The following is a 19,837-nucleotide window of genomic DNA, read 5'->3' as shown; positions in this document are numbered from 1 at the left end:
CGACCGGCCCGCCGGGTCCTTCGGCCGGCCCGAGGCGCCGCGCGGACGCAAGGGACTCCGGGTGCCGCCGCGCACCGCCGCCGCGGCCGCCTGCCTGGTGCTCGGCCTCGGACTCATCGGCGGTGCCGTGACCGGGAGCTGGCTCACCGGGGACGGCGGGGACGACGCCCCCGCGCACGGGTTCAGCGCCGCGGCCACGCTCTGGCACAGCGTGCCCGTCGACCAACTCTTCCCGCCCACCGTCGAGGGCATGGGCGCCGGGCCCGGCGGGGCCGACCGCACCTGGACCCGGATCACCGTCGCCCCGGACAGCGGCTGCGCCCACGCCTTCGACCCGCTGCTGCACAAGGTCCTGGCCCCCGTCGGCTGCCGGCGGCTCCTGCGCGCCACCTACACCGACGCCACCCAGAGCTACGTCACCACCGTCGGCCTGCTGTTCACCAAGGCCGACCCCGCCGCCATGTCCGCGCTGGCCGCCCGGTTCCGCAGCGAGCACCTGGACCGGCGCACCGACCTGATGCCGCGGCCGTACGCCGCCAAGGGCACCGCCGCGGCCGGGTTCGGCGACGCCCAGCGCGCGTCCTGGACCATCTCCGTGCTCACCGACGCCCCCGTCGTCGTGTACGCCGTCTCCGGCTGGGCCGACGGCCGCAAGGCCGCAGCGCCGCAGCCCGCCGCCGACGCCGTCCGTCCCGGCGCCACCACCGCACCGGCCCAGGCCGGCCTCGGCAACGAGGCGCAGGGCCTGGCGAACCGCATCGAGCGGCGTCTGCTGCGCACCGCCGGCACGGCCACGGAGAAACCCTCATGAGGCGGTCGGGCCACGCAGAGACCTTCATGAGGCGATCGAGGCACGGAGAGACCCCTGTGAGGCGATCCATACGCGGCCGGCGCCGTGCGCGGGTGTCCGGGGCGGCGCTGAGCCTGCTGTTCGCCTGCTCCCTCGCCCTGGTGCCGTCGGCCGCCCACGCCGACGGCATCCGCGCCCAGGAGTGGGGCCTGTCCGCCCTCCACCTGAACGAGGCCTGGCGTACGACGAAGGGCCGGGGCGTCACCGTCGCCGTCCTGGACACCGGGGTCGAGGCCGACCACCCCGACCTCGTCGGCAACGTCCTGCCCGCCAAGGACATGATCGGCTTCGGCGCCGAGCCGGGCGACCGCGCCTGGGCCCGGCACGGCACCGCCATGGCCGGCATCATCGCCGGACACGGCCACGGCCCCGGTCACGCCGACGGCGTCGTCGGCGTCGCCCCCGAGGCCAGGATCCTGCCGGTCCGCGTGATCCTGGAGGACGGTGACCCCGCCCGCACCAAGGCCCGCACCAGCCGCGGCAACGCCCTCGCCGACGGCATCCGCTGGGCCGCCGACCACGGCGCCGACGTCATCAACCTCTCCCTCGGCGACGACTCCAACTCCGCGCACCCCGAGCCCAGCGAGGACGAGGCCGTGCAGTACGCCCTGAAGAAGGGCGTGGTCGTCGTCGCCTCCGCCGGCAACGGCGGCGACAAGGGGGACCACGTCTCCTACCCGGCCGCCTACCCCGGCGTCATCGCCGCCACCGCCGTCGACCGCTACGGCACCCGCGCCTCGTTCTCCACCCGCCGCTGGTACGCCGCCGTCAGCGCGCCCGGCGTCGACGTCGTCATCGCCGACCCGGACCACAAGTACTACGAGGGCTGGGGCACGAGCGCGGCCTCCGCCTTCGTCTCCGGCGCCGCGGCGCTGATCAGGTCCGCCCACCCCGACCTCACCCCGGCCCAGATCAAGAAGCTCCTGGAGGACACCGCCCAGAACCCTCCGGCCGGCGGCCGCGACGACTCCCGCGGCTTCGGCATGATCGACCCGGCGGCGGCCCTGAAGGCGGCCGACCACCTCGGGCCGCACGACCTCAGCGCGGCGTCGTACGGCAAGAAGTACTTCGGCCCGGGCCCGGACGCCGCCAGGTCCGCCGGCACCACCTCCGACTGGGCGGCCCCGCTGGCCGGCAGCGTGGGCGGAGTGCTCCTGGTGGCCGGGGCCGTGCTGTGGCGGGGCCGCAGGGCGACTCCCTGAAACTCCCTGAGCGGCTACGGCGCTTCGGTGAACGAGGACACCGCCGCCCTGGCCGCGGCCTCCACCAACGAGATCCCCCGCGCCCGGCTCACGGTGCCCTTCGACAGCACCGCCACCAGGTAGCCGGACCCGTCCACCGTCACCCGGCCGATGCTGTTCACATCCCACAGCCCGGTCGTGCCGCGCGGCAGCCACCCGTTCTTCAGGGCCCAGGAACCGCCGTCCGCGACCGCCGACACCCCCCACCGCTGATCCGTCTCGACACACTCCATCAAGGTCCGTACATACGTCCGCGACGCCGCGCCCAGCAGCGACTCCGTCCCGAACACCTGCCGCAGCAGCGCCAGTTGGTCGGCGGCCGTCGTCTGCGTCAGCCCCCACAGCCCGCCGTCGCCACCGGAGGTGTGCGTCAGCCCGAAGCGCCTGTTCGCCGCGTCCAGCCCGGCCGCCCGCCCGATCGTGTGCCACAGCGCCGTCGCGGACGCGTTGTCGCTGTTCTCGATCATCTTCGTGGCGTACGCCCGCTCCGCCGCCGTCAGACGCCGCCCCGCGTCCTGCGCCTGGAGCAGCAGCGCGGCCAGGATGTCGACCTTGACGATGCTCGCCGTGTCGAAGGCGGACCCGCCGAAGACGGCGCTCTCGCCGGAGTCGAGTTGCAGCACCGCCGCCGACACCCGTGCGCCGGACGGCACGGTCACCGACGCCATCGCCTTGGCCAGTAGCGCCGTCCGGTCCACCGCCGACGGCTCGGTCACGGGTTCCACCGGGGCCTCCTCGCCCGCCCCGGCCGAGGCGGAGGCCGAGGGCGATCCCGACGACGGTACGGCCGCGCTCCCCGCGTGCGCCCGCGCCTTCACACAGACCGTTCCGCCCCCCGTGACCCCGCACACCCCGACGGCGACGAGCGCGGCGAGGAGGGGCGCACGGCGCCGGGACGGGCGCGCACGACGGCGAGAGCGGGCTTTGGGGGACTCCATGCCCACGATGCTCGGGGCCGGGACTGTGCGCCGGGTTGGGCGGGCATGAGACGGGGATCAGGGATCGCTGAGACTCCCGTGAGGACGGCGGCGCCCGCGTCCGCGGCCCCGCACAAGCTCGCCGGCATCCCCCCGATAGGGTCGGTGACCGTGGCGAACAAGAACATTCCCGACCCCGGCTTCTCCGACGACGACGGCTCCGCCGACCCCCGGCTGAGCGCGGCGCTCGCCGCCTGGGCAGAGGACCGCGGGGCCCTCGGGCCGGTCCTGGAGGCGCTGAAGGGCGCCCGTCTGCTCGTCCCGGTCGTCGCCGTGCTCGGCGAGGCGGAGGAGGACGAGCGGGGGCTGCGCCGCGAGAAGACCAGCGACATGGCCGTCCCCACCCTGAAGGCCGGCGGCCGTACCGCGCTGCCCGCGTTCACCTCCACCGACTCCCTCGCCCGCTGGGACCCGCAGGCCCGCCCGGTCGCCGTACCCCTGCACCAGGCGCTGCAGGCCGCCGCGCACGAGAAGGCCGACACGGTCGTGCTCGATCTCGCCGGGCCGGTGCCCTTCGAGCTGACCGGACCGGCGCTGCTCGCGCTCGCCGAGGGCCGCACCAGCACCGACCCGCTCACCGACCCGGCGGTCGTGGAGGCCGTCCGCACGGCCGTGGCGGCGGAGCCCGCCGTGCTGCGCGCCCACCTCGGCCCCGGACGGGCCGACGGCACCCTCGCGCTGGTCCTGGACCCGGCCGCCCCGCCCGCCGAGGCCGCCCGCGCGGTCGCCGGGCGCCTCGCCGCCGACGAGACGCTGAGGGCCCGCCTGGTGCGCGGCCTCGACCTGGCAGTGCTGCCGGCCGGGGCGACACCTCCGGGCGAGCCCTTGTACGTACGATGACCGGCTAGCCGTAGACCGGGCCGGTGTACTTCTCGCCCGGTCCCTGGCCCGGCTCGTCCGGGACGATCGAGGCCTCGCGGAAGGCCAGCTGCAGCGACTTCAGCCCGTCGCGCAGCGGGGCCGCGTGGAAGGAGCTGATCTCCGTCGTGCTCGCGTCCAGCAGGCCGGCGAGCGCGGTGATCAGCTTGCGGGCCTCGTCCAGGTCCTTGTACTTGTCCCCCTCCTCGCTGAGCCCGAGCTTCACGGCGGCGGCGCTCATCAGGTTGACGGCGACCGTCACGATCACCTCGACGGCGGGGACCTCGGCGATGTCCCGGGTCATCGCGTCGAAGTCGGGGTTCTCAGGAGAGGTCTCACTCATGGCCCACACCCTATGCGGTCCCCGATTGCGTCTTCTCGATTAGGCCCCGTCAAGCGATCCTGCTAACCTGGTGGACGACCGGCCGGACAGACTTGCCCGGCCCACAAGTGGAGGCTCCGATCTCCCACCCGACCGTCCCCCGGGACGGCGGGTCACCCGGTCAGGCGGCCACCATCGTTCCGTACGGACGATGGAGCCGCCCGAGAGTGCGCCCCGCGGTCACCGCGGCGGTGCTCCGGTAGTCATTGGAGCCCCGCCTGTGATCGTCCGGGGCATTTTTTCTGCTTCGGCGCGGTTCGGTCTAACGAAAAGAGACGTACGCGGCTGTCCGCCAGACAACCGTGTGGTGCTACCGAGGAGGATCCATCAGCGCCGAGCCCCGCATCAACGACCGGATTCGCGTTCCCGAGGTGCGACTTGTCGGTCCCAGTGGCGAGCAGGTCGGCATCGTGCCGCTCGCGAAGGCACTGGAGCTTGCGCAGGAGTACGACCTGGACCTGGTCGAGGTCGCGGCGAACGCCCGTCCGCCCGTGTGCAAGCTCATGGACTACGGGAAGTTCAAGTACGAGTCGGCCATGAAGGCCCGTGAGGCGCGCAAGAACCAGGCGCACACGGTCATCAAGGAGATGAAGCTCCGGCCGAAGATCGACCCGCACGACTATGACACCAAGAAGGGTCACGTCGTCCGGTTCCTCAAGCAGGGCGACAAGGTCAAGATCACGATCATGTTCCGTGGTCGCGAGCAGTCCCGGCCCGAGCTGGGCTACCGACTGCTGCAGCGGCTGGCGGAGGACGTCCAGGACCTCGGGTTCGTGGAGTCGAACCCGAAGCAGGACGGCCGCAACATGATCATGGTCCTCGGTCCGCACAAGAAGAAGACCGAGGCGATGGCCGAGGCCCGCCAGGCGCAGGAGGCCCGCAAGGCCGAGGCGAAGGCGAACCCCGGCAAGTCGCAGAACCCTGCCGAGGCTCAGGCACCGTCCGAGGAGCCTGCCGAGGCGTGATCCCGGGGGACCCCGCGGTCCCCAGGACGTAACCGATACACATGCGACGCTCCATCGTGCCCGGTTTTCGCGACCGGGCACGGGAGCGCCACCGACGAGGAGAGAACGGCGCTATGCCGAAGAACAAGTCGCACAGCGGTGCCAGCAAGCGCTTCAAGGTCACCGGCTCCGGCAAGGTGCTCCGTGAGCGCGCCGGCAAGCGCCACCTGCTCGAGCACAAGTCGTCCCGCGTGACGCGTCGCCTCACCGGCAACGCCGAGATGGCCCCGGGCGACGCCGCGAAGATCAAGAAGCTTCTCGGCAAGTGACGCCGCGGCGCCGACCGAGCGCCATGCGTCTGGACCGGGACCCATTCGTTTCCGGGTCGTGTGAGGACCCCCACGACCCCGCTACAAGGAGTTAAGAAGTGGCACGCGTCAAGCGGGCAGTCAACGCCCACAAGAAGCGCCGGGCGATCCTCGAGCAGGCCTCCGGCTACCGCGGTCAGCGTTCGCGCCTGTACCGCAAGGCCAAGGAGCAGGTCACCCACTCGCTGGTCTACAACTACAACGACCGCAAGAAGCGCAAGGGCGACTTCCGTCAGCTGTGGATCCAGCGCATCAACGCCGCCGCCCGCGCCAACGGCATCACCTACAACCGCTTCATCCAGGGTCTGAAGGCCGCGAACGTCGAGGTCGACCGCAAGATCCTGGCCGAGCTGGCCGTCAACGACGCCAACGCCTTCGCCGCGCTCGTCGAGGTCGCGCAGAAGGCGCTGCCGAGCGACGTCAACGCGCCCAAGGCGGCGTGACCCCGCGTCGGCCGCACAGCCGACGCTCACTGGACCCGCAGGCTCTCGTGGCTTGCGGGTCCCGCTGTTGTGTGGGTGGCCCGTTGTCCGGGTCGGCCGTCGTCCGGGTGGCCCGCTGTCCGGGGCGGCCCGGCCCGTCGTACGGCCGCGGGTGCGTCGCGCCTGCCCGCGCGGTTCCCCGCTCCCCCGGCGGGGCGCCGCCGGTGCCGTTGGCTTCTCGAGAGCACCGGCACCCGGGCCCGCGCCGGTGAGCGAGACTGGTGCCGCAGCCCACGATCTCCTGAAAGCGAAGAACAAGGATGCCCCTCCCCGAGCTGATCTCCCCCCGGTCCGCCCGTGTCAGTGCCGCCCGGCGGCTCGCCAAGCGGAACTTCCGGGGCAGGGACCGGCTGTTTCTCGCGGAGGGGCCGCAGGCCGTCCGGGAGGCCGCCGGGCATCGGGGAGCGGACGGCATGCCCACCCTCGTGGAGCTGTTCGCCACCGTGGAGACCGCGGAGCGGTACGCCGACATCGTCGCCGACGCGCGCGGCGCCGGGGCGCGGGTGCACCTGGCCTCCGACGAGGTCATCGCCGACATCTCCACGACCGTCACACCGCAGGGCCTCGTCGGGGTGTGCCGGTTCCTGGACACCCCGTTCGACGGCATCCTCGCCGCCCGGCCGAAGCTGGTCGCCGTCCTCGCCCATGTGCGGGATCCCGGGAACGCCGGGACCGTGCTCCGGTGCGCCGACGCCGCCGGCGCCGAGGCCGTGGTCCTCACCGACGCCTCCGTCGACCTGTACAACCCCAAGGCCGTCCGGGCCTCCGTCGGCTCGCTGTTCCACCTGCCCGTGGCCGTCGGCATCCCCGTCGAAGCGGCCGTGGACGGGCTCAAGCGCGCCGGCGTGCGCGTCCTCGCCGCCGACGGCGCGGGCGACCGCGACCTGGACCAGGAGCTGGACAAGGGCACGATGGGCGGCCCCACCGCCTGGGTGTTCGGCAACGAGGCCTGGGGGCTGCCGCAGGAGACCCGCGCCCTCGCGGACGCCGTCGTACGCGTCCCGATCCACGGAAAGGCCGAGAGCCTGAACCTCGCCACGGCCGCCGCCGTATGTCTCTACGCGTCGGCCCGTGCGCAGCGCGCCTCCGGAGGGTGCCGCTCCGTCACCCTGAGCTAGTAGGGTGGCCAGCTCGGGGCCCTGCGCGGTCTGAGAGGTGGGGTACGGGGATGAGTGTGGCCGGCACGAGCACCGCGCCGGAGGAGCGGGACGCGCCGCGCGCACCCGCGCCCCGCTGCGCCGACCACACCGGCATCGACCCCGACCAGCTGCCCGACGGCCTGGTCGTCGCGGACGAGCAGGGCCGTGTCGTGTGTTTCAACGCCGCCGCCGTACGCATCACCGCCGTACGGGCCGCCGACGCCCTCGGGCAGCCCCTGGAGAAGGCGCTGCCGCTGGAGGATCTCGAGGGGCGGCGCTGGTGGCAGCTCACCGACCCCTACGGCGGGCTCGCGATCCGGGTCCGGCAGCCGGAGCGCAACCTCCTGCTGCCCGGCGGCAGGGAGGTGCTGGTCTCCGCCCGGTACGTGCGCGGCGAGCCGCTCGGGCCCGTCCAGCAAGTCGTCGTCTGCCTGCGCGACACCGAGGCGCGCCGCCGCACCGAGCGCAGCCACGCCGAGCTGATCGCCACCGTCGCCCACGAGCTGCGTTCCCCGCTGACCTCCGTGAAGGGCTTCACGGCCACGCTCCTCGCCAAGTGGGAGCGGTTCACCGACGACCAGAAGCGGCTGATGCTGGAGACCGTGGACGCCGACGCCGACCGCGTCACCCGGCTCATCGCCGAGCTGCTCGACATCTCGCGGATCGACTCGGGCCGCCTCGAGGTGCGCCGGCAGCCGGTCGACATCGGGGCCGCCGTCTCCCGGCACATCCAGGCCCATGTCGCCGCCGGCCGGCCCGCCGACCGCTTCCTGCTGCGCATCGCGCAGCCGCTGCCCGCGCTCTGGGCCGACCCCGACAAGATCGACCAGGTCCTGAGCAATCTGCTGGAAAATGCCGTGCGGCACGGCGCGGGAACCGTCACCATTGACGTCACGCCCACGGCGTCCCCCCGCGAGGGCGAGGAAGCCGGCACGTCGGTCACGGTGAGCGACGAGGGGCCCGGCATCCCGGAGGAGTCCATGAACCGCGTCTTCACCCGCTTCTGGCGGGGCAGCAAGCGCGGCGGCACGGGTCTCGGGCTGTACATCGTCAAGGGCATCGTCGAGGCCCACGGCGGCACCATCACGGTCGGCCGCGCCGCCGGTGGCGGCGCCGAGTTCCGATTTACGTTGCCCGTGGGCGCCCCGGCCTATCTCGCCTGAGGACGGCAGAGAACAGCCGGAGAGCGGCCCGCGGGCGCATTCGTCTGCCTCCACCCCGTTAGACTCGGCCTTTGGCACCTTTGTGTCCTTCACACGGCCCTCAGGAAACCCGGAGTCGGTGACGGGGACCATCCGCCAGTGGGCACCTCCCAGCGTCAGCTGGGGGACAATCGGAAGCACGGGAAGAGATGTCGGCACCCAATAAGTCGTACGACCCAGTCGAGGTCGAGGCGTTGAAACCGGAACAGATCGAGCGCATGCGGGACGAGGCGCTCGCCGCCTTCGCCGCCGCGGGTTCCCTCGACGCGCTCCACGAGGCCAAGGTCGCCCACACCGGCCCCGCCTCCCCGCTGGCCCTCGCCAACCGCGAGATCGGCGCCCTGCCCCCGCACGCCAAGGCCGACGCCGGCAAGCGCGTCGGCATGGCCCGCGGCGCGGTCAACAAGGCCCTGGCCGCGCGCCAGGCCGAACTGGAGGCCGAGCGCGACGCCCGCGTGCTGGTGGAGGAGGACGTCGACGTCACGCTGCCGTACGACCGCGTGCCGGCCGGCGCCCGCCACCCGCTGACCACGCTCTCGGAGCGCATCGAGGACATCTTCGTGGCCATGGGCTACGAGGTCGCCGAGGGCCCGCAGGTCGAGGCCGAGTGGTTCAACTTCGACGCCCTGAACATCGGCCCGGACCACCCGGCCCGCGGCGAGGCCGACACCTTCTTCGTGCAGGGGCCGGACGGCGGCACCGAGTCCGGCATCGTGCTGCGCACCCACACCTCGCCCGTCCAGATCCGCTCGCTGCTCGACCGCGAGCTGCCGGTCTACGTGATCTGCCCGGGCCGCGTGTACCGCACGGACGAGCTGGACGCCACGCACACCCCCGTCTTCCACCAGGTCGAGCTGCTGGCGGTGGACGAGGGCCTGACCATGGCCGACCTCAAGGGCACCCTGGACCACATGGTCCAGTCGCTGTTCGGCGAGGGCATGAAGACCCGGCTGCGTCCGAACTTCTTCCCCTTCACCGAGCCGAGCGCCGAGATGGACATGCTCTGCTACGTCTGCAAGGGCGAGTCCGTCGGCAACCCCGACCGTCCCTGCCGCACCTGCTCCAGCGAGGGCTGGATCGAGCTGGGCGGCTGCGGCATGGTCAACCCGCGGGTGCTCACCGCCTGCGGCGTCGACCCGGAGAAGTACAGCGGCTTCGCCTTCGGGTTCGGCATCGAGCGGATGCTGATGTTCCGCCACAACGTCGAGGACATGCGAGACATGGTCGAGGGTGACGTCCGGTTCACCCGGCCGTTCGGGATGGAGATCTGATGCGGGTCCCGCTTTCTTGGCTGCGGGAGTACGTCGACCTGCCGGCGACGGAAACCGGCCGCGACGTCCAGGAGAAGCTCGTCTCGGCCGGGCTCGAGGTCGAGACCGTCGAGCAGCTCGGCGCCGACCTCAAGGGCCCGCTGGTCGTCGGCCAGGTGCTGACCATCGAGGAGCTCGAGGGCTTCAAGAAGCCGATCCGGTTCTGCACCGTCGACGTCGGCCAGGCCAACGGCACCGGTGAGCCCCAGGAGATCGTCTGCGGCGCCCGCAACTTCGCGGTCGGCGACAAGGTCGTCGTGGTCCTGCCCGGTGCCACCCTGCCCGGCGGCTTCTCCATCTCCGCCCGCCAGACCTACGGCCGGACGTCCCACGGCATGATCTGCTCGTCCGACGAGCTGGGCATGGGCGACGACGGCAGCCACGGCATCATCGTGCTGCCGCGGGAGACCGAGGTCGGCAAGGACGCCATCGAGCTGCTGGAGCTCGTCGACGAGGTGCTGGACATCGCCGTCACCGCCAACCGCGGCGACTGCCTGTCCATCCGCGGCGTCGCCCGCGAGACCGCCATCGCCTACGGCCTGCCGCTGCGCGACCCGGCCCTGATCGACGTGCCGGCCCCGAACGCCTACGGCTACCCGGTCCAGGTCTCCGAGCCCCTGGGCTGCGACCGCTTCGTCGCCCGCACGGTCACCGGCCTGCAGCCCGAGGCCCGCTCCCCGATCTGGCTGCAGCGCCGGCTGCAGAAGGTCGGCATGCGCCCGATCTCGCTCGCCGTCGACGTCACCAACTACGTGATGATGGAGCTGGGCCAGCCCCTGCACGCCTACGACCGCAAGCTGGTCCACGGCACGATCGGCGTGCGCCGGGCCCGGGAGGGCGAGAAGCTCGTCACCCTCGACGGCGTCGAGCGCAAGCTGCACTCCGAGGACCTGGTCATCACCGACGACCGCGGTCCCATCGGCCTCGCCGGCGTGATGGGCGGCGCCCACACGGAGATCGCCGACCACGACGACGTCGAGAACGCCACGACCGACGTGGTCATCGAGGCGGCCCACTTCAACGCCGTGTCGATCGCCCGCACGGGCCGGCGCCACAAGCTGCTGTCCGAGGCGTCCCGCCGCTTCGAGCGCGGCGTCGACCCGCAGGCCGCGGCGGCCGCCGCCCAGCGCACGGTGGACCTGCTGGTGCTGCTCGCGGGCGGCACCGCCGAGGCGGGCGTCACCGAGGTCGTCGCGCCCTCGGCCCCGCACACCATCACCGTCCCGGCCGACCACCCGGACAAGGTCGCGGGCGTCGTCTACGGCCGCGAGACGGTCGTGCGCCGGCTCCAGGAGGTCGGCTGCGACGTCTACGGGCAGGACGAGCTGGTCGTCACCGTCCCGTCCTGGCGTCCCGACCTGGCCGACCCCAACGACCTCGCCGAGGAGGTCATCCGGCTCGAGGGCTACGAGAACCTGCCCTCCACGCTGCCCAAGCCGCCCTCGGGCCGCGGCCTGACCCACCGTCAGCGGCTGCACCGCAGGGTCGGCCGGGCGCTGGCCGGCGCGGGCTACGTCGAGGCGCCGACCTACCCGTTCGTCGGCGAGCAGGTCTTCGACCAGCTCGGCCTGGAGGCCGACGACCCGGCCCGCCGCGTCGTGAAGCTGGTCAACCCGCTCAGCGACGAGGAACCCGCGCTGCGCACCACGCTGCTGCCGGGCCTGCTGGCCGCGCTGCGGCGCAACGACGGCCGCGGTTCGCACGACCTGGCGCTGTTCGAGACCGGGCTGGTGTTCCACCCCCGCGAGGAGCAGCGCGCCGCCGGGCACCTGCCCGTCGACCGCCGCCCCACCGACGAGGAGATCGCGGAGCTGAACGCCGCGCTGCCCGAGCAGCCGCGGCACGTCGCGGTCGTGCTCACGGGCGCCCGCGAGCAGGCCGGCTGGTGGGGCAAGGGGCGCCCGGCGGACTGGGCCGACGCGGTCGAGGCCGGGCGCATGGTCGCCCGGGAGGCCGGCGCCGAGCTGATCGTCCGCAAGGGCGCCTACGGCCCGTGGCACCCCGGCCGCTGCGCGGAACTGGTGGTCGCCGCCGACGGCGCGCAGACGGTCGTGGGGCACGCGGGAGAACTGCACCCGCGCGTCCTGAAGGCCCTGGGGCTGCCCGAGCGCACCTGCGCGATGGAGCTGAACCTGGACGCGCTGGAGGCGGTGGGCGACGGCGCTCCGCAGGCGCCGCGCATCTCCACCTTCCCGGTCGCCACGCAGGACGTCGCCCTCGTCGTCGACAAGCCGGTCCCCTCCGGCGACGTCGAGGCGGCGCTGCGCGAGGGCGCCGGTGAACTGCTCGAGTCCATCCGGCTGTTCGACGTCTACGAGAACGCCGAGCAGCTGGGCGAGGGCAGGAAGTCGCTGGCGTACGCGCTGCGCTTCCGCGCCGGTGACCGGACGCTGACCGTGGACGAGGCGTCCGCCGCCCGCGATGCGGCTGTCGCCCTCGCCGGCGAGCGCACGGGTGCGGTGCTGAGGGCCTGATCCCCCGGCAAGGGGCTTCTCGTCGGCCGGCCGCGGGGTGTCCGCGGCCGGCCGATGCGCTTCCGGCACCGGGCCATAACTGCATAAATGCACGCTGACCAGGGTGTTTCTCACTCGTTCGGGTGATCGTGCACGGTGATCCGGCCCTTGTGGGTCCCGCCGTCGACAGAATCGGACCGGCCTTTCGGGGTCGGTCCGTCTGCTCTGTCAGGGCCCATCTGGGGGACCAGTGGCATGATCCGCATCAAGGCACGGGCGCCCACCGCGCGAGGAGCCGCACTGCCCACGCTCTGGGGAACGGCGGCGGTCACCTACAAGCTCGGCTGCCCCCTCGCCCAGCAGGACGGGCTCGGCGCCCGCATCCTCACCAGCGCCGTCTTTCTCGCCGTCGGCACCGGCCTCATAGCCCACGTCCGCCGTGCCCTGCTGCGCGAACTGCGGCTCGCCCGGCGCGCGGCGCGGGCCGCGCAGAGCGTCGTACTGCGGCCGCTGCCGCCGCGCCTGGACGGACTGCACGTCGCCGCGGCCCAGTTGTCCGCCGACCGGGGCGCGAGCGTCGGCGGCGACCTGTACGAGGCGATCGCCACGGAGCACGGGGTCCGGGTGGTGATGGGCGACGTACGAGGGCACGGCCTGGCCGCCCTCGGCACCGTCGCCGCCCTCCTCGGCAGCTTCCGCGAGGCCGCCCACGACGAGCCCGAACTGGGCGGGGTGCTCCGCAGACTGGACCGCGCCCTGGCCCGGCACCTGCGTGAACGGGCCCGCGCCGAACACCCCGCGCACGGCGGCCCGGACCCCGACCACCCGGTCGCCGAGGAGTTCGTCACCGTCCTGCTCCTGGAGATCGCCCCGGACGGCGGCCTGCGCGCCCTCAACTGCGGGCATCCATGGCCGTATCTGCTCCGGGGCACAGGCGTCGAACCCCTGACCCGCGCGGACCCGCTGCCGCCGCTGGGCCCGTTCCCGCTGCCGGACGAACCGGAGGCCGGCCCCTGCGGTCACCTGCGTCCCGGCGAGTCGCTGGTCCTGTTCACCGACGGCGTGGAGGACGCCCGGGACGGCCGGGGCCGGTTCTTCTCGCTGCCTGACGCGCTGCACACGGCCGTACGCGATCAACCGGTCACGCCCCAGGCGGTGCTGCGCACGGTCTTCACGGCTCTGCTGCACCACACGGCCGGCCGGCCGACCGACGACACCGCACTCCTGGTCCTGCGCAACGACCGGAGGCAGGTCCCGCTCCCGGGCGCGCGGGGCGCCGTGCGCCAGGCCCCCGCCGACCCGCGGCCGGCCGCGCACCGCCCGTCGCACCTCACCGGACACCCGGCCAAGCCACCGCTGTTCGAGGGGGAGCCGGCGGCCTGGCCGGCCTCTTGCGAGGGATCTCAGTCAACCGGCTGACCACGCTGAGCGACACCGCACGCACACAGCGGATGCGAGTACTCCGTTCACACCCCGTGTGAAGGCGGAGCCACTACCCTGACGACACCAGGCACTCGGGGGGCATCCCATGCAGCCCAACACTCTGCTCGACGCCATCCTGGACGAGGCGGGGATCTCGCACGCGGGCCTCGCCGCCCATGTGAACCAGGCGGGCCGCAGAAGGGGCCTCGCGCTCCGCTACGAACACACCGCCGTGGCCCGGTGGTTGAAGGGGCAGCGGCCCCGCGGCCAGGTGCCCGACCTGATCTGCGAGGTGCTGGCCGCCCGGCTGCACCGGCCGGTGACCCTGGACGACATCGGCCTCGGGGTGCCCGGAGAGCCCAGTACCCCGCACATGGGCTCGCTGTCCGGCTTCGTGGAGCGGGCCACCGCCCTGTGGCGCTCCGACGAACAGCAGCGCCCCCATGTGCTGGGCGCCCCCGCCGTCACCGGCACGCCTGCCGTGATGCCGGTGTGGGAGTGGGAGAACCCGCCGGAGGACGTCGACGTCTCCCGTGGCGGCCGGCACCGGGTCACCCCGGCCGACATCGAGATGCTGCGCGCCGCCCGCACGCACTACGAGCAGATGTACCGGAAGGCCGGCGGCATCGCGACCCGCGCCCGCATCGTCGGCTTCCTCAACGCCGAGGCGGCACCGCTGCTGCGGGGCAGCTACACCGACGCGACCGGACGCCAACTGCACCGGGCCACGGGCGGGTTGGTCGCCATCGCCGGGATCTGCGCCTACGACTCGGACGCGCACGGGCTCGCCCAGCGCTACTTCCACCAGGCGCTCAGGCTCGCCAAGGCCAGTGGTGACCGGGGACTCGGGGCCTACGTCATAGCGCTGCTGGTCAACCAGTCGCTGTTCATGCGGGAGTACCGCCAGGCCGTGGCCTTCGCCGAGGCCGCGCTGCGTGCCGCGGGCAAGCACATCACCCCGGCGCTCGCCTCCGACCTGTACGCGATGCAGGCCAAGGCCTACGCCCACCTCGGCGACTCGACCAGCGCCCTGTCCTGCATCCGGCGGGCGGAGGCCGCCGCCGAACGCATCCGGCGCGGATACGAGCCCGACGAGACCGGCTACGTCCAGCCCGGCCTGGTCAACGTGCAGGTGGCCGAGGCGCTGTTGAGTCTCGGGGAGCTCGCGGCCGCCTGCGAGCACGCGGCGGCCGCCGTGGACAACCCGGCCCACGACCGGGGGCGGGTGCACCGGCTGGCGATGCTGAGCACGATCGAGCTGCGCCAGGGCAACGCGGACAAGGCCGTGGTCACCGCCGTGCAGATGGCCGAGCAGGCGCGCGGAATGGAGTCCCAGCGGCTGCGCGACAGACTCCGCGCGGTGCGCGAGCATCTGGTGCGCTGCGGGTCGGCCGGGACCGCCGAGGCGGCGGAGCTCATCGACGGGGCGCTGCGCGTACCGCTGTAGGCGCTCTGTGGGCACACAGTCCCTGCTGCGATATTGCCACTTACTCGGCGGAAGGTGGCAGAACCGTGCAGTGGACGAAACAGAACGAACAAACTGTGTATGAAAACCGCTGGTTCAGCGTCAATCTCGCTGATGTGGAGCTGCCGGACGGCCGGCACCTCGACCACTTCCTGATCCGGCTGCGGCCGGTGGCCGTGGCCACGGTGGTCAACGAGGCCAACGAGGTCCTCCTGCTGTGGCGCCACCGCTTCATCACGGACAGCTGGGGCTGGGAACTCGCGGCGGGCGTCGTCGAGGACGGCGAGGACATCGCGAGCGCGGCCGCCAGGGAACTGGAGGAGGAGACCGGCTGGCGGCCGGGGCCCCTGCACCACCTCATGAGCGTGGAGCCGTCCAACGGCCTCACCGACGCCCGGCACCACATCTACTGGTCGGAGCGGGGCGAGTACGTCGGACACCCCGTGGACGACTTCGAGTCGGACCGCCGGGAGTGGGTCTCCCTCAAACTCGTGCCCGACCTGATCGCCCGTGGGGAGGTCCCGGCCGCCAACATGGCGGCCGCGTTACTCCTGCTGCACCACCTCAGGCTCGCCGAGGGCCAGTAGTCCGCCCTCAGGCTCACCCGGGGCCAGTGGCCCGCGCGAGCCGGCCTCGGGCCAGGAGCCCGCCCTCGGGTTCGCCAAGGGCCGGCAGCCCGCTCAGCGAGCGGCCAGCGCCTGCCAGACCGTCACCACGAGCGCACCGAGCGCCGTCAGCACGGCGAGCGAGGGCAGCGGCCAGCGCGCGTGTTCCAGCGAGACCATCCGGGAGTTCAGCTCGTCCAGCTCCTTGGCGGTCTCCTCGGTGCGGTGGCTGAGCAGCGCCAGGCCGCCCTCGACCCTGGCGTAGGCCACGTCGAGGCGGCGCCGTAACTCTGCGAGTTCTCCCTGGACCACGGGATGCTCCGGATCGGCGGTCACGGGTTCACTCCTTTCCGTAGTCGAACGGGTTGTTCCGCTTCCCTTGCATGCGCATGGAGAGTCAACTCGCCAGGTCGGCGCGTGGGGAGCGTGTGCGAGCGGCATATGCGTGCCCGGTGCGCACACGGCGTGTGAAACGGACGGGCCCGGCACCGAGGATCGGTGCCGGGCCCGGGGGCGTCGCGGACGGTAATCAGCCGTAGGTGTAGAACCCCGAGCCGGTCTTCCGGCCCAGCCGGCCCGCCTCGACCATGCGCTGCAGCAGCGGGGGAGCGGCGTACAGCGGCTCCTTGTACTCGGCGTACATCGAGTTGGCGATGGAGACGATCGTGTCCAGGCCGATCAGGTCGGACAGCTTCAGCGGGCCCATCGGGTGGGCGCAGCCCATCTCCATGCCGTTGTCGATGTCCTCGCGGCTCGCGATGCCCGACTCGAACATCCGGATGGCGGACAGCAGGTAGGGCACCAGCAGCGCGTTCACCACGAACCCCGAGCGGTCCTGGGCGCGGATGGCGTGCTTGCCGAGCACCTTCTCGGCGAAGACCTGGGCGCGGCCGAGGGTGCCCTCGGAGGTGGTGAGCGCCGGGATCAGCTCGACCAGCTGCTGCACCGGGGCGGGGTTGAAGAAGTGGATGCCGACGACGTGGTCCGGGCGGGCGGTGGCCACCGCCAGCTTCACCAGCGGGATCGAGGAGGTGTTGGAGGCCAGGATCGCGTCCGGCCGGGTCACCACCTGGTCGAGCACCTGGAAGATCTCGGTCTTGACCGGCTCGCTCTCCACGACCGCCTCGATCACGAGGTCGCGGTCGGCGAACTCGCCGAGGTCGGTGGTGAAGCTCAGCCGCTCCTGCGTGGCGTCCCGCTCCTCCTCGGAGATCTTGCCGCGCTCGGTCGCCTTGGCCAGGGAGTTGAACAGCCGGGTACGGCCGATCTCCAGGGCCTCGCCGGTGGTCTCGGCGACCTTCACGTCCAGTCCGGCGCGGGCGCACACCTCGGCGATGCCCGCGCCCATCTGGCCGCAGCCCACGACTCCGACGCGCTCGATGTCGCTCACATCGTCCCCTTCGCTGGTTCTGCTGGGTCTCGGCAGACCTCCGGGTTCGGCGCCTGCTCCGATCGTGCACGTTACCGCCAAGTATCGATGATCGATCGCCTGGGTGGGAGCATTCTTGGGCGCACAACGTTCCGTGGCCGGGCGGATCCGGAGAGTCTGGAGTGCGGATGGGGCGCATGTCACGGCGGGCCTTCACGCTGGCGGCGCTGTCGGCCGTGGGCACGGCCGCGTGCGACACGGGGGCGGCACCGGCGAGCGGGGCGCACGGGACCGGGCGGACGCGGGGGACCGGCGCGGCCGCGGGGACGGCCGGCGCGGGGGCGCGCGGCGCCCTGGCCGCGACGCGGATGCGGGGCGTGTGGATGGCGACCGTGGAGAACCGGGACTGGCCCTCACGCCCCGGCCTGAGCGCCGCCGCGCAGCGCGCGGAACTAACCGCGCATCTCGACCGGGCGGTCCGCGACCGGCTGAACACGGTGATTCTCCAGGTGCGGCCCACCGCCGACGCCCTGTGGCCGTCACCGTACGAGCCCTGGTCCGAGTTCCTCACCGGCACCCAGGGCCGGGACCCGGGGTGGGACCCGCTGGGCACGGCCGTGCGCGAGGCCCATGCGCGGGGCCTGGAACTGCACGCCTGGTTCAACCCGTACCGGATCGCGACCCACGCCGACCCGGGCCGTCTCGCGCCCTCCCACCCGGCCCGCCAGCACCCCGACTGGGTGGTGCGGTACGCCGAGGGGCTCTACTACAACCCGGGCCTGCCCGAGGTCCGCGCCTTCGTCCAGCGGGCGATGCTCGACGCGGTCGCCAAGTACCCCGTGGACGCGGTCCACTTCGACGACTACTTCTACCCCTACCCGGTCGCCGGGCAGACCTTCGACGACGACGCCGCCTACGACCGGCACGGCGGCGACTTCGCCGGCCGGGCCGCCTGGCGGCGCGACAACACCGACCGGCTGGTCAGGGAGATGGCGGCGGGCATCCAGCGGGTCCGGCCGGGCACCCGGTTCGGGATCAGCCCGTTCGGGGTCTGGCGCAACGCCTCGGACGACGCGCGCGGCTCCGACACCCGGGCGGGCATCCAGACGTACGACGACCTCTACGCGGACACCCGCACCTGGGTGCGTGAACGGTGGATCGACTACGTCGTCCCGCAGCTGTACTGGCCCATCGGCTTCGCCGACGCCGACTACGCGACCCTGGTGGACTGGTGGGCCTCGGTCGCCGCGGGCACCGGGACCCGGCTCCACATCGGGGAGGCCCTCTACCTGGCGGGGGCGGCCGGGCAGCCCGCGGCCTGGCAGGATCCGGCCGAGCTGTCCCGGCACCTCACCCTCGCCGCCCGCCACCCGCAGGTGAGCGGGCATGTGTTCTTCGCCGCCAGGGACGTGGCGGCGGACCCGATCGGCGCGATGGCACACGTGGTCGCCGACCACTACGAGCGGCCGGCGAAGCCACCGCGGTGAGCTAGTGCTGTTGTTGCTCTTCCTTGTGCTTGACCTGGCAGTCGGGTCCGGGGGACATGATCGCCTCGTGCCCGTCCGGGAAGCGGACGCGGTAGGGCGGCTTGCCCTCCGGTCCCATCACTTCGACGACCTCACTGACCTGGTCGTGCTGACCGACCACCCTGCCGTGCTGGACAAGGCGGTCGCCCTTGGCTGCGCGCATGTGCAGGCCCTCCTCACGATCACGACCGCTGCGTGACGGCGATGCACACGAGCACCGCGACGGCGGTCAAGGGCGCGGCCGTCGTGAAGTGCTCGCCCAGCAGCAGCGCCGACCACACCAGTGTGAGCAGCGGCTGGGCCAACTGCAACTGGCTGGCCCGGGGGACGCCGACGACCGCCATGCCCCGGTACCAGACGACCAGACCGAGGAACTGGGAGCCCAGCGCGACCCACAGCAGACCGGTGATGCCGTGCCAGGTGAGATGCACCGGCTCGTGCGACAGCGCCAGCGCGGCGCCGGGCACGCTGAGCGGAAGGCACAGCACCAGCGCCCAGCCGACGACCTCCCAGCCCGGCATGACCCGCGCGAGCCGGCCGCCCTCGGTGTATCCGGCCGCGCACACCAGCAGGGCCGCGAACAGAAAGCCGTCGGCGGCCGTGAGCGCGCCACCGCTCTGGGCGACGGTGAACGCCAGCACCGCCGCCGCGCCCGCGACCGCCGCGAGCCAGAACCGGCGTGAGGGTCGCCGGCCGGTGCGCAGCGCCGCGCACACGGCCGTGGTCAGGGGCAGCAGCCCGACCACGACGGCCGCGTGCGCGGTGGTGGAGGTCTGCAGGGCGAGGGTGGTCAGCAGCGGGAACCCCACCACCACGCCGGCCGCGACGACGGCCAGCCCCGGCAGATGGCGCCGCTCGGGCGGCCGTACGCGCAGCGCGAGCAGACAGCCGCCCGCCACGAGGGCGGCGAGGGCACTGCGGACGGCCACCAGCGACCAGGGGCCGAAGCCCTGCAGGCCCCAGGCGGTGGCCGGGAAGGTCAGCGAGAAGGAGGCGACGCCCAGGGCCGCCAGCGCGGTGCCGAGCCCGCGGCGCTCCCGGGGAGCGGTGACTGCTATCGGGGTCGGCGCAGTAGCGCTACTCTGTTTCCTCATGGATCAGCGTAGCAGCGTCGACGAGCTGGCAGAACAGCTTCGACGGGAACTCGACCGCTACTCACCGGGCGGAAAGCTGCCGTCGAGCCGGGCGCTGGTCGAGCGGTTCCGGGTGAGCCCGGTGACCGTCTCGCGCGCCCTCGCCCAGCT

20 protein-coding genes and 1 pseudogene are annotated in these 19,837 nt (G+C 73.0%); 15 read left to right on the top strand and 6 right to left on the bottom strand.

The window, feature by feature from the left end; genetic code table 11:
* Both ACLU3S_RS26805 and mycP read left to right on the top strand, forming a co-directional pair.
* Positions 1–811: pseudogene (locus ACLU3S_RS26805) on the top strand (hypothetical protein); the annotation flags it as partial.
* 26 nt (positions 812–837) lie between these two features.
* Entirely contained in the window at positions 838–2,052 is a 1,215-nt protein-coding gene (gene mycP / locus ACLU3S_RS26800; RefSeq protein ID WP_413954515.1) for a type VII secretion-associated serine protease mycosin, read from the top strand.
* A gap of 14 nt (positions 2,053–2,066) precedes the next feature.
* On the opposite strand, the gene ACLU3S_RS26795 is transcribed toward mycP, so the two are convergent.
* Positions 2,067–3,029, bottom strand: a complete 963-nt coding sequence (locus ACLU3S_RS26795) for a serine hydrolase (RefSeq protein ID WP_413954514.1) — start codon at positions 3,027–3,029, stop codon at positions 2,067–2,069.
* Between the two features lie 150 nt (positions 3,030–3,179).
* Between ACLU3S_RS26795 and ACLU3S_RS26790 the strand changes: the two genes are divergently transcribed.
* Positions 3,180–3,908, top strand: a complete 729-nt coding sequence (locus tag ACLU3S_RS26790) for an SseB family protein (protein ID WP_413954513.1) — start codon at positions 3,180–3,182, stop codon at positions 3,906–3,908.
* Positions 3,909–3,912: 4 nt separating this feature from the next.
* Here ACLU3S_RS26790 and ACLU3S_RS26785 read toward each other — a convergent pair whose 3' ends face one another.
* Positions 3,913–4,269, bottom strand: coding sequence for a DUF1844 domain-containing protein (locus ACLU3S_RS26785; RefSeq protein ID WP_413954512.1), 357 nt, complete (start codon positions 4,267–4,269; stop codon positions 3,913–3,915).
* A 341-nt stretch (positions 4,270–4,610) separates the two neighbouring features.
* Between ACLU3S_RS26785 and infC the strand changes: the two genes are divergently transcribed.
* From infC to ACLU3S_RS26735, 10 genes are all read left to right on the top strand, one after another.
* Complete coding sequence (gene infC, locus ACLU3S_RS26780) at positions 4,611–5,273, top strand: translation initiation factor IF-3 (RefSeq protein WP_413954511.1); 663 nt, start codon at positions 4,611–4,613, stop codon at positions 5,271–5,273.
* A gap of 113 nt (positions 5,274–5,386) precedes the next feature.
* The gene (rpmI, locus tag ACLU3S_RS26775) at positions 5,387–5,581 is read left to right on the top strand and encodes a 50S ribosomal protein L35 (protein ID WP_004933563.1); all 195 of its coding nucleotides are present in this window, start codon (positions 5,387–5,389) and stop codon (positions 5,579–5,581) included.
* Between the two features lie 98 nt (positions 5,582–5,679).
* Complete coding sequence (rplT, locus tag ACLU3S_RS26770; protein ID WP_006141703.1) at positions 5,680–6,063, top strand: 50S ribosomal protein L20; 384 nt, start codon at positions 5,680–5,682, stop codon at positions 6,061–6,063.
* Between the two features lie 299 nt (positions 6,064–6,362).
* Positions 6,363–7,220, top strand: coding sequence for a TrmH family RNA methyltransferase (locus ACLU3S_RS26765; RefSeq protein WP_413954510.1), 858 nt, complete (start codon positions 6,363–6,365; stop codon positions 7,218–7,220).
* Between the two features lie 50 nt (positions 7,221–7,270).
* On the top strand, positions 7,271–8,404 hold the full coding sequence (locus ACLU3S_RS26760; RefSeq protein ID WP_413954509.1) for an ATP-binding protein: 1,134 nt from the start codon (positions 7,271–7,273) through the stop codon (positions 8,402–8,404).
* A gap of 188 nt (positions 8,405–8,592) precedes the next feature.
* Positions 8,593–9,714 (top strand): phenylalanine--tRNA ligase subunit alpha, encoded by a 1,122-nt coding sequence (pheS, locus tag ACLU3S_RS26755; RefSeq protein ID WP_413954508.1) that lies wholly within the window; start codon positions 8,593–8,595, stop codon positions 9,712–9,714.
* Positions 9,714–12,227, top strand: coding sequence for a phenylalanine--tRNA ligase subunit beta (gene pheT / locus ACLU3S_RS26750; RefSeq protein ID WP_413954507.1), 2,514 nt, complete (start codon positions 9,714–9,716; stop codon positions 12,225–12,227). The genes pheS and pheT overlap by 1 nt, the downstream gene beginning before the upstream one ends.
* Positions 12,228–12,461: 234 nt before the next feature.
* Positions 12,462–13,625, top strand: a complete 1,164-nt coding sequence (locus tag ACLU3S_RS26745) for a PP2C family protein-serine/threonine phosphatase (RefSeq protein WP_413954506.1) — start codon at positions 12,462–12,464, stop codon at positions 13,623–13,625.
* Between the two features lie 109 nt (positions 13,626–13,734).
* On the top strand, positions 13,735–15,075 hold the full coding sequence (locus ACLU3S_RS26740) for a transcriptional regulator (protein ID WP_413954505.1): 1,341 nt from the start codon (positions 13,735–13,737) through the stop codon (positions 15,073–15,075).
* A gap of 65 nt (positions 15,076–15,140) precedes the next feature.
* Positions 15,141–15,680, top strand: coding sequence for an NUDIX hydrolase (locus ACLU3S_RS26735; RefSeq protein WP_413954504.1), 540 nt, complete (start codon positions 15,141–15,143; stop codon positions 15,678–15,680).
* A 93-nt stretch (positions 15,681–15,773) separates the two neighbouring features.
* Here the strand turns inward: ACLU3S_RS26735 and ACLU3S_RS26730 are convergent, their stop codons facing one another.
* Together ACLU3S_RS26730 and ACLU3S_RS26725 are read right to left on the bottom strand one after the other, a co-directional pair.
* Positions 15,774–16,034 carry a hypothetical protein gene (locus ACLU3S_RS26730; protein ID WP_413954503.1) on the bottom strand — a complete coding sequence of 87 codons (261 nt, stop codon included), beginning with the start codon at positions 16,032–16,034 and terminating at the stop codon, positions 15,774–15,776.
* A gap of 193 nt (positions 16,035–16,227) precedes the next feature.
* A complete protein-coding gene (locus tag ACLU3S_RS26725; protein WP_413954502.1) occupies positions 16,228–17,088 on the bottom strand; it encodes a 3-hydroxybutyryl-CoA dehydrogenase in 861 nt (286 codons plus the stop codon).
* A gap of 167 nt (positions 17,089–17,255) precedes the next feature.
* Here ACLU3S_RS26725 and ACLU3S_RS26720 point away from each other — a divergent pair, with 167 nt between their 5' ends.
* Positions 17,256–18,554 (top strand): glycoside hydrolase family 10 protein, encoded by a 1,299-nt coding sequence (locus ACLU3S_RS26720; protein WP_413954501.1) that lies wholly within the window; start codon positions 17,256–17,258, stop codon positions 18,552–18,554.
* Between the two features lies 1 nt (position 18,555).
* Here the strand turns inward: ACLU3S_RS26720 and ACLU3S_RS26715 are convergent, their stop codons facing one another.
* Both ACLU3S_RS26715 and ACLU3S_RS26710 read right to left on the bottom strand, forming a co-directional pair.
* On the bottom strand, positions 18,556–18,756 hold the full coding sequence (locus ACLU3S_RS26715) for a DUF1918 domain-containing protein (protein ID WP_413954500.1): 201 nt from the start codon (positions 18,754–18,756) through the stop codon (positions 18,556–18,558).
* 19 nt (positions 18,757–18,775) lie between these two features.
* The gene (locus ACLU3S_RS26710; RefSeq protein WP_413954517.1) at positions 18,776–19,576 is read right to left on the bottom strand and encodes a DMT family transporter; all 801 of its coding nucleotides are present in this window, start codon (positions 19,574–19,576) and stop codon (positions 18,776–18,778) included.
* Between ACLU3S_RS26710 and ACLU3S_RS26705 the strand changes: the two genes are divergently transcribed.
* Positions 19,509–19,837: GntR family transcriptional regulator (locus ACLU3S_RS26705; protein ID WP_413954516.1), on the top strand; the 329-nt coding region annotated here is incomplete at its 3' end. The two genes, ACLU3S_RS26710 and ACLU3S_RS26705, sit on opposite strands and share 68 nt — an antisense overlap.

It is taken from the genome of Streptomyces sp. AF1A, from assembly GCF_047340315.1.
GTDB lineage: Bacteria > Actinomycetota > Actinomycetes > Streptomycetales > Streptomycetaceae > Streptomyces.
The sequence above is the reverse complement of the archived record's forward strand: the minus strand, read 5'-3'. Positions and strand labels throughout refer to the sequence as shown.